A 7,196-nucleotide genomic window follows, 5' to 3' on the forward strand; every position below is an offset into this window, starting at 1 on the left:
CCACCACGGCGTGCCGGCATGCGGCGCGGCCAGGTCCAGGCGTTCGCCCATCACCGGGGTGGACAGCGCGATGCCGCGCTGCGCTGCCAGCGCGCTGACCCGCTCGAACGGCTCTTCCCAGCGATGCATGGCCAGGTCGAAGGTGCCGTTGTGGATCGGCACCAGCCAGCGGCCACGCAGGTCCTGTTGGGCCTGCACGGTCTGCTCCGGCTGCATGTGCACGAACGGCCACTTGGCGTCGTACGCGCCGGTTTCCAGGAATGCCACGTCGAACGGCCCGTAGCGCTCGCCGATGCGCTTGAAGCCGTTGAAATAGCCGGTGTCGCCGCTGAAGAAGACGCGTAGCTCTTCGTCCATGATCACCCACGACGCCCACAGCGTGCGGTTGCCATCGCGCAGGCCACGGCCGGAGAAGTGCTGCGCCGGGGTGGCGGCGAAGCGCACGCCGTCGACTTCGGTTTCGTCCCACCAGTCCAGCTGGCGCACGCGGTCGCTCGGCACGCCCCAGTTGATCAGGCGGTCGCCGACCCCCAGCGGTGCCAGGAACACGTCCACCCGCTCCGCCAGGTATTTGATGGTCGCCTTGTCCAGGTGGTCGTAGTGGTCGTGCGAAAGCAGTACGCCGCGAATCGGCGGCAGGTCGCGCAGGGCGATGGGCGGCGCATGGAAACGCTTGGGCCCCATCCACTGCACCGGCGAGGCGCGCTCGGAGAACACCGGGTCGGTCAGCCACCAGCCACCGCGCAGCTTGATCAGCAGGGTGGAATGGCCGAGGCGGTACACGCTGCGGTCCGGGGCCTCGGCCAGTGCCTGCGCGCTGAGCGCGTGCACCGGCGGGGCCTGGTCCGGGGTGGTGCCGGGCGGCCGGTTGAAGAAGAAGTCCCAGAACAGCTTGAGCGTGGTGCCCAGCGATTCGCGCGGCTTGGGCGCGACGTTGGTGAACTGGTCATCGGCGCGTTGCGGCGAGTTTTCGTAGGAGGCAATAGGCACGGTAAAGGTCATCCCGATGATTACGGTGAGGGTGAAGCCGACAACAAGGACGGGGAGGATGCGCATGCGTCGTCTCATGGGTGAGTGCGCAGGCACTCATTTATAAGGGACATCAACATCAGCGCTGGATGCCTTTCCAGAACAGGTCGAAGCCTGCCTGTTGCAGCATCTGGCGTTGTTCAGGCTGGGCGGCCATGGCCTCCAGGGTGGTTTCGAGCAGGCTGATCATCACCCGTCCCAGGTAGAAGGAAACGCGTTCGGGGTCGGCATGCTCGGCGATGCGCGCTTCCAGGTCCTGCAGCATGGTGCCGAACAGTCCCGCGCACTGGGTGCGGGTGCATTCAGTGATGCGTTCGGACACCTTGAGCTGGCGCAGCGCCATGCGCTCCACCGGCGACTGCGCGCCCCAGACCAGCAGCGCGTTCCACACATGCAGCAGCTGTTCGCGCACCTCGGCATCGGCCGGGAAACTACCGCCGATGGCCAATGCCAGGCGTTCTTCGAGGCGCACGAACAGCGCGTTGAGCAGCGCGTCCTTGGTCTCGAAGTAGGTGAACACGGTGCCCTCGGCGACCTTGGCCGCCTTGGCGATCTGCGCGGTGGACGCACCCACGCCCCGTGCGGCCACCTGCTCGGCAGCGGCAATCAGGATCGCGGTGCGTTTTGCGTCGCTCAGCGGGCGGGCCATGGCGGGAGGGTTAAATGAGTGATTGCTCATTTAAAGCCGAAAGCGGCCCCAGCGCAAGTCCCGCGTCCCGCGCGATGCCTGCGGTTCAGGTGATGGATGCCGTCGCCCAGCGCGTCGGCGCAACGTTGAATCCGGCCCTGCCGGGGTCTATAACGCGGTTCTGGCACCCGCAACCGGATGCGCAATGGCCACCACCGGAAAGAAGACTGCCGCCCCCGCCCCCGCCACGGCCACGCCGCGCCTGCTGGCCGGCGGCAATCCGCAGATTCCCAAAGGCGAGGGCGATGGCCCTGTGCAGGCCTGGATCGCGGGCGTACCCGGGGACAAGCGCGAGGCGGCCCGGCAGCTGGACGCGCTCATCGTCGCGGCCGTGCCCGGGGTGCGCAAGGCGGTGAAGTGGAATTCGCCGCTGTACGCCGCGCGCGACGACGGCTGGTTCCTCAGCATGCACTGCTACGCCCGCTACATCAAAGTGGCCTTCTTCCGTGGCGCCGCGCTTGCCCCGCCGCCGCCGGAGCCGTCAAAGAGCCAGGACACCCGCTACCTGCACGTGCCCGCGGACGCGCCATTGGACGTGGCGCAGTTCACCCGCTGGGTCAAACAGGCCGCCCGGCTTCCCGGCGAACGCATGTAACGCGCAGCGCCCGCTTCCTGCCAGGACACGACCATGCCCAAGCCCAGCACCCACAGCAAACCCCTTGCCACCGGCCAGGCCGTGGCCGCCGATGCCGCCCGGCAGATCGATGCGAAGATCGCCGCGCTTGGCGATTGGCGCGGCGACACCTTGGCCCGGGTCCGCGGCATCATCCACAAGGCGCTGCCGGACGTGGTGGAAACGGTGAAGTGGCGCGGCGTGCCGGTATGGGAGCACAACGGCATCCTGTGTACGGGCGAGACCTACAAGGCGGCAGTGAAGATGACCTTCGCTCACGGCGCCCGCCTGGACGATCCGAAAGGCCTGTTCAACGCCAGCCTGGACGGCGGGACGCGGCGCGCGATTGATCTGCATGAAGGCGATACGGTCAACGAAGCGGCGTTGAAGGCATTGATCCGCGCGGCCGCGGCATTCAACGCCGACAAGGCCAACGGCAGAGCGACGCCGGCCAGCAAGTCCGCCAAGTCCGCCAAGGGCGATACCGGGAAGACCACTGCGCGCTGAGCGCCTGCAACCCAACATTCCATGTTCCCGCGGTAGCGCCTGCAGCCGGTTTCGGCAAAGATGGTGCGCTGCACGATCGCCACGCGCGCGTGCAGTCCCCCACCGAATCTGGAAGAGCCTGTGCTGAGTGTTGTTGGAGTAGTGCTTGCGTTGTACGTGGTGTGGCGGCTGATCTGGCCGCTGAGGATGCCGGTGTCGGTGCGGGGCCCGCTGGGCCTGCTGATCCTGGCGCTGGCGCTGCACCACCGGATCGTGGCCCGGTTTGCCGGCACCATGGCGTCGCCGGAGATCCCCAAGGCAGCGATCGTCCTGCTGGCTTCCGGTTTCACCGCGCTGCTGCTGGTGGCGGTGTTCCTGCTGGTGCTGGACGCGCTGCTGCTGGGCGCACGGGTACTGCGCCTGAAGCGCGCAGCCGATGCATTGCGGCGCGGTTGGTTGCGACCGGCGGCAGGCGTGATCGCGCTGGTGCTGGGCGTCGTCGGCGTGCAGCAGGGCATCGCCGTGCCGCAGACCCGCCAGATCGATGTCGCCATCGAGGGCCTGCCGGCCGCGTTCGACGGCTACCGGGTGCTGCAGCTCACCGATATCCACGCCAGCCGCCTGCTCACCGGTGACTGGGTGGCCAAGGTCGTGGCCGAAAGCAACGCACTCACGCCGGACCTGGTGGTGATCACCGGCGACCTGGTGGACGGCAGCGTCGCCGCCCGCGCCAACGATGTACGCGCGCTGGGCCAGCTCCGCGCACCGGATGGGGTGATCGCAATCACCGGCAACCACGAGTACTACGGCCAGTATGCGCAGTGGATGCCGGCATTCCGCGCGCTGGGCATGCAGGTGCTGGAGAACAGCCACACCAGGGTCACGCGCGATGGCGCGGTGCTGACCATTGCCGGTGTGACCGACCCGGTCGCGGCCCGTTACGGGCTGCCGATGCCTGACCTGAAGGCAGCACTGGCGGGCGCCGATCCCGAGGCGCCGGTGATCCTGCTCGACCATCGCCCGGGGGAAGCGCGCGCCAACGCGGCGCAGGGCGTGCAGCTGCAGCTGTCCGGGCACACCCACGGCGGCCACATCGTCGGCATGGACCAGCTGGTGAAGCGGGCCAACGGCGGGTACGTCTCCGGACGCTACGACGTGGACGGCATGACCCTGTACGTCAGCAACGGCGCCGGCCTGTGGCCGGGCTTCGCCGCGCGCCTGGGCGTGCCCTCGGAAATCACGCTGGTGACGCTGCGGCGCAGGCCATAGCCCATAATCGCCGCCAACGAGGCCGTTCGGCATCGGTCAACGAGGACGCACGCATGCTGGTTCTGTTCCTTGTAGCGGGGCTGCTGGTGGTGAACACGGCGGCCTCGCTGTACGTATGGGCCAAAGCAGACGCCTCAGCGTCGCAACGGCGCCTGCAGCTGCTTGTGGTCTGGCTTCTGCCGGTGGTGGGGGCGGTGCTGTGCGTCATGTTCGCGGTGATGTCACACACATCCGACGGCCACGGTCCCGACGTTCCCCGTCACAGTGATGGAGGCGACATGCACACCGCTGATCCGGGCGGTTGGCGCCTCCATGGTGAAAGCAGCGACACTGGCATTGGCGACGGCGCGGGCGGTGACGGGGGAAGTGGGGACTGACTGCCCGCAGCCGCCGCTGCACCCGCGCCGGGCCGCTTATCCAACCAACGCGGTCTGGGTCGGCACGGTTGCCTGGACAAGCTCCGGGGCCAGCGCGTGGGCTACGGCCATGCGCAACATGGCGGGGCTGATGTGGCGGCGATGCACGTGGTCGATGGCCGCCATGTAGAGGCGGCCGAAGCGGTTGTGGGTACGCACCCGCGTGCCCAGTGCAATCACTGCGGCGCCGTCTGCCTGCAGCTGCACGCGGACGCAGGAGCGGAAGCGAAGGTGGCGGTCGTCCGCACCCAGCAGCACTTCGGCGCTGCGGTCGGTTGCGTCCACGCACTGTGCATGGACCGGGAAACGACCGGCAAAGAGCGTGCTGCGGTCGCTCGAAAGCAGCGAGGAGACCGGGCAACCCAAGGCTGAAGTGCGCAGCTGAAGCGGCGCCACCAGTGCATTTCGCAGTGCCATCAAACGGCCCACGCTGGGCGGTGGATTGAGCACGAAGCCTTCCAGCACCGCTTCCAGCACCACGCTGGCCGAACGGCTTGCCACGCTGTGCGCGGGCAGCACCAGCGTGTTGTAGTCCTGGTGGTCGACGCCGTCGGCGAGCGCGCCGTGCAGCAGCGAATCCGCCGGCGGGGCAGGCAGCGCCTGCACCGGATGCCGCGCAGCGCTGCGGCCGATGTATCCCTGCGCCGGCCGCAGCCGCGCCAGCCACGCGCGCAGTGGGCCGACCAGGTCGCGTATGCGCGCGCACAGGCCGGCCAACGCAGAACGGGCCGGCGACTGCAGCGACAGGCTCACCACCGGAACGCGCGACAGGTCGGCCTGGTCCAACAACCGCTGCAGTGTCTGCGGCAGGGTATCGGTCAGGGACGGAATGTCGGCACTGTCCGCGTCGATCTGCGCGCGTTGCGCATCCGTCAAGGCGCCGCCGCGCTCGTTGGCATGGCAGGAGAGTGCGAACAGGGCAGGGTGACGCGGATGGCGTGACACGAACTGGTGCCAGGTGCCGCTGCCGAAGCGCACTGTGAACAGGCAGTCCGGTGGAATATCAACGCAGCGCAGGGCATGCAGGAATGCCGCCGGGTCCTCGCGCAGCTGGGTATCGGACGCGGTGGAAAAGCGAAGCTGTGCGCCGCCACTGCCCGCGATGGCGGTGAACATGCGCGGACCGGCATGCCGGTGGAACGGGTGACCCTGCCGCCCGACAGAGAACGAATACAGCGAAGACGCATCGTCATGGGCCAGGTGCATGCCGCCCAGCCGCGCCGATGGTTCATCCAGTGCATCGACGAACGCCGGATGCGCGGCTTGGCGCATGCCGGCGTCGCGCAGCAGCTGGTCGCCTGCGCCGATACCGAGCTGGGTGATCAGGGCGACTTCGACCGGACTGCCATCCCCGTGCGAGGGCAGGCTGATGCTGGGGAACGAACGACTGACGCGGTGAGTGTCCAGCATGCCGATCTCCGTATGGCAGGGCTCAGGAGGCAGGGATGGCCTTGCGCCGCGCCTTGGCACGGCTTTCGCGCTGCAGCGGGCCGCCGACGGGACACACTTCGGCGGCCCAGGCAAACAGGGTATTGGCCAAACGGTCGGGCACCTGGCGGAAGTACACGAACTGGCCGCGCTTCTCGCGCTCGATCAACCCGGCGTCTTCAAGGATGCGCAGGTGGCTGGACAGCGCCGGCTTGCTGAAATCGAAGCGTTCGCCCAGCTCGCCCGCGCTCAACTCGCCGCCATTGAGGTAGGCCAGGATCTGACGGCGGGCGGTGGAGGCCAAGGCCTCGAAGATGCGGTCCATTCGGATAGTTAATTAATTCGTTAACCAATCATGTGCGTTGCCAATGGCGGCTGTCAAGCGCAGCGCAGCGCACCGTCACCACCCCGTAATACGCAGCGCTTACCTTGCGCCGCACTTCAGGGGTGGGGCGGCACAGTGGCCGAGCAGGCAAGAGGGCGGCTGGCGCGGATGTTCGAGGAACATGCGCCGGTACTTCGGGGGTTCTTCGTGCGCCGGGGGGCGCGACAGGACGCCGAAGACCTGGTGCAGGAGACGTACCTGCGTCTGCTGCGTGCGCATGCGGGGCCGGGCGACACCATCGCCAACCCCGAGGCGTATCTGTTCACGGTTGCGCTGAACCTGGCGCGTGAGCAGGCCAGCCGCAGGCGCTGGGCGACCCTGCCGATCGACGACATCGAACAGCTGGGCCAGGGCCTGGCCAGCGGGGAATGCGTGGAAGACGCGGCCGAACGCCAGCAACGCAGCCAGCGCCTGCAGGCGCTGCTGGCCACGCTGCCGGAACACACCCGGGCGGTGCTGGTGATGCAATACCGCGACGGGCTGAGCTACAGGCAGATCGCCGAACGCCTGGGCGTGTCCTCGCACATGGTCAAGAAGCACGTGGTCCGCGGCCTGTCGGTGTGCCGCCGGGCGATGGGCGATGCGGGAGCGGCTCGATGAACCAGCCGACCGTGCACCCGTCAGCGCTGACCCAGGCCGCTGCCCATTGGCATGCATTGCAGCGCCAGGGCGAGGTATCGGCTGCGCAGCAGCGCGCCTTCCTGGACTGGCTGCTGGTCTCGCCCGAGCACCTGCGCGAATACCTTGCCATCAGCGAGACCGCCGGCGCCCTGGCCGAAGCGCTGCGCGCGATGCCCGACGACCTGGCGGTATTGCTGGCCGCGCCCGCGCCGCGCCGCGCGGACGACAACGTGGTGCAGCTGCCGCTGCGCAGCGCAGCGC

The 7,196-nt window shown here is 68.4% G+C and carries 10 protein-coding genes; 6 read left to right on the forward strand and 4 right to left on the reverse strand.

Annotated elements, in window-relative coordinates; translation table 11 throughout:
* Together RWO33_RS17965 and RWO33_RS17970 are read right to left on the reverse strand one after the other, a co-directional pair.
* Nucleotides 1-1,002 (reverse strand): MBL fold metallo-hydrolase (locus RWO33_RS17965; protein WP_314106575.1); only part of this gene is annotated, 1,002 nt, incomplete at its 3' end.
* 106 nt (nucleotides 1,003-1,108) lie between these two features.
* Nucleotides 1,109-1,678, reverse strand: coding sequence for a TetR/AcrR family transcriptional regulator (locus RWO33_RS17970; protein ID WP_314106561.1), 570 nt, complete (start codon nucleotides 1,676-1,678; stop codon nucleotides 1,109-1,111).
* 184 nt (nucleotides 1,679-1,862) lie between these two features.
* Here RWO33_RS17970 and RWO33_RS17975 point away from each other — a divergent pair, with 184 nt between their 5' ends.
* The 4 genes from RWO33_RS17975 (at nucleotide 1,863) to RWO33_RS17990 (ending at nucleotide 4,462) form a co-directional block, all read left to right on the forward strand.
* Nucleotides 1,863-2,312, forward strand: coding sequence for a DUF1801 domain-containing protein (locus tag RWO33_RS17975; RefSeq protein WP_314106563.1), 450 nt, complete (start codon nucleotides 1,863-1,865; stop codon nucleotides 2,310-2,312).
* A gap of 33 nt (nucleotides 2,313-2,345) precedes the next feature.
* Nucleotides 2,346-2,837 (forward strand): DUF1801 domain-containing protein, encoded by a 492-nt coding sequence (locus RWO33_RS17980; protein ID WP_314106565.1) that lies wholly within the window; start codon nucleotides 2,346-2,348, stop codon nucleotides 2,835-2,837.
* A gap of 120 nt (nucleotides 2,838-2,957) precedes the next feature.
* Nucleotides 2,958-4,085, forward strand: a complete 1,128-nt coding sequence (locus tag RWO33_RS17985) for a metallophosphoesterase (protein ID WP_314106567.1) — start codon at nucleotides 2,958-2,960, stop codon at nucleotides 4,083-4,085.
* Between the two features lie 53 nt (nucleotides 4,086-4,138).
* Nucleotides 4,139-4,462: a hypothetical protein gene (locus RWO33_RS17990; RefSeq protein WP_314106569.1), complete on the forward strand. Its 324-nt coding sequence runs from the start codon at nucleotides 4,139-4,141 to the stop codon at nucleotides 4,460-4,462.
* Between the two features lie 36 nt (nucleotides 4,463-4,498).
* On the opposite strand, the gene RWO33_RS17995 is transcribed toward RWO33_RS17990, so the two are convergent.
* Together RWO33_RS17995 and RWO33_RS18000 are read right to left on the reverse strand one after the other, a co-directional pair.
* Complete coding sequence (locus tag RWO33_RS17995) at nucleotides 4,499-5,911, reverse strand: DUF2867 domain-containing protein (RefSeq protein WP_314106571.1); 1,413 nt, start codon at nucleotides 5,909-5,911, stop codon at nucleotides 4,499-4,501.
* A 22-nt stretch (nucleotides 5,912-5,933) separates the two neighbouring features.
* Entirely contained in the window at nucleotides 5,934-6,260 is a 327-nt protein-coding gene (locus RWO33_RS18000) for a metalloregulator ArsR/SmtB family transcription factor (protein ID WP_222116602.1), read from the reverse strand.
* A 162-nt stretch (nucleotides 6,261-6,422) separates the two neighbouring features.
* On the opposite strand from RWO33_RS18000, the gene RWO33_RS18005 reads away from it, so the two are divergent.
* Together RWO33_RS18005 and RWO33_RS18010 are read left to right on the forward strand one after the other, a co-directional pair.
* The gene (locus RWO33_RS18005; protein ID WP_145478307.1) at nucleotides 6,423-6,914 is read left to right on the forward strand and encodes a sigma-70 family RNA polymerase sigma factor; all 492 of its coding nucleotides are present in this window, start codon (nucleotides 6,423-6,425) and stop codon (nucleotides 6,912-6,914) included.
* A partial coding sequence (locus RWO33_RS18010) for a DUF4880 domain-containing protein (protein ID WP_314106573.1) occupies nucleotides 6,911-7,196 on the forward strand: 286 nt, incomplete at its 3' end. The genes RWO33_RS18005 and RWO33_RS18010, both read left to right, overlap by 4 nt.

Source organism: uncultured Stenotrophomonas sp., from assembly GCF_963519925.1.
GTDB classification, from domain to species: Bacteria; Pseudomonadota; Gammaproteobacteria; order Xanthomonadales; family Xanthomonadaceae; genus Stenotrophomonas; species Stenotrophomonas maltophilia_AE.

Excerpts from the sequence above, each read along its gene's own strand:
- RWO33_RS17970 (WP_314106561.1), bottom strand. The coding sequence starts at position 1,678 with ATGGCCCGCCCGCTGAGCGACGCAAAACGCACCGCGATCCTGATTGCC.
- RWO33_RS18005 (WP_145478307.1), top strand. The coding sequence starts at position 6,423 with ATGTTCGAGGAACATGCGCCGGTACTTCGGGGGTTCTTCGTGCGCCGG.
- RWO33_RS17980 (WP_314106565.1), top strand. The coding sequence starts at position 2,346 with ATGCCCAAGCCCAGCACCCACAGCAAACCCCTTGCCACCGGCCAGGCC.
- RWO33_RS17990 (WP_314106569.1), top strand. The coding sequence starts at position 4,139 with ATGCTGGTTCTGTTCCTTGTAGCGGGGCTGCTGGTGGTGAACACGGCG.
- RWO33_RS17975 (WP_314106563.1), top strand. The coding sequence starts at position 1,863 with ATGGCCACCACCGGAAAGAAGACTGCCGCCCCCGCCCCCGCCACGGCC.
- RWO33_RS17995 (WP_314106571.1), bottom strand. The coding sequence starts at position 5,911 with ATGCTGGACACTCACCGCGTCAGTCGTTCGTTCCCCAGCATCAGCCTG.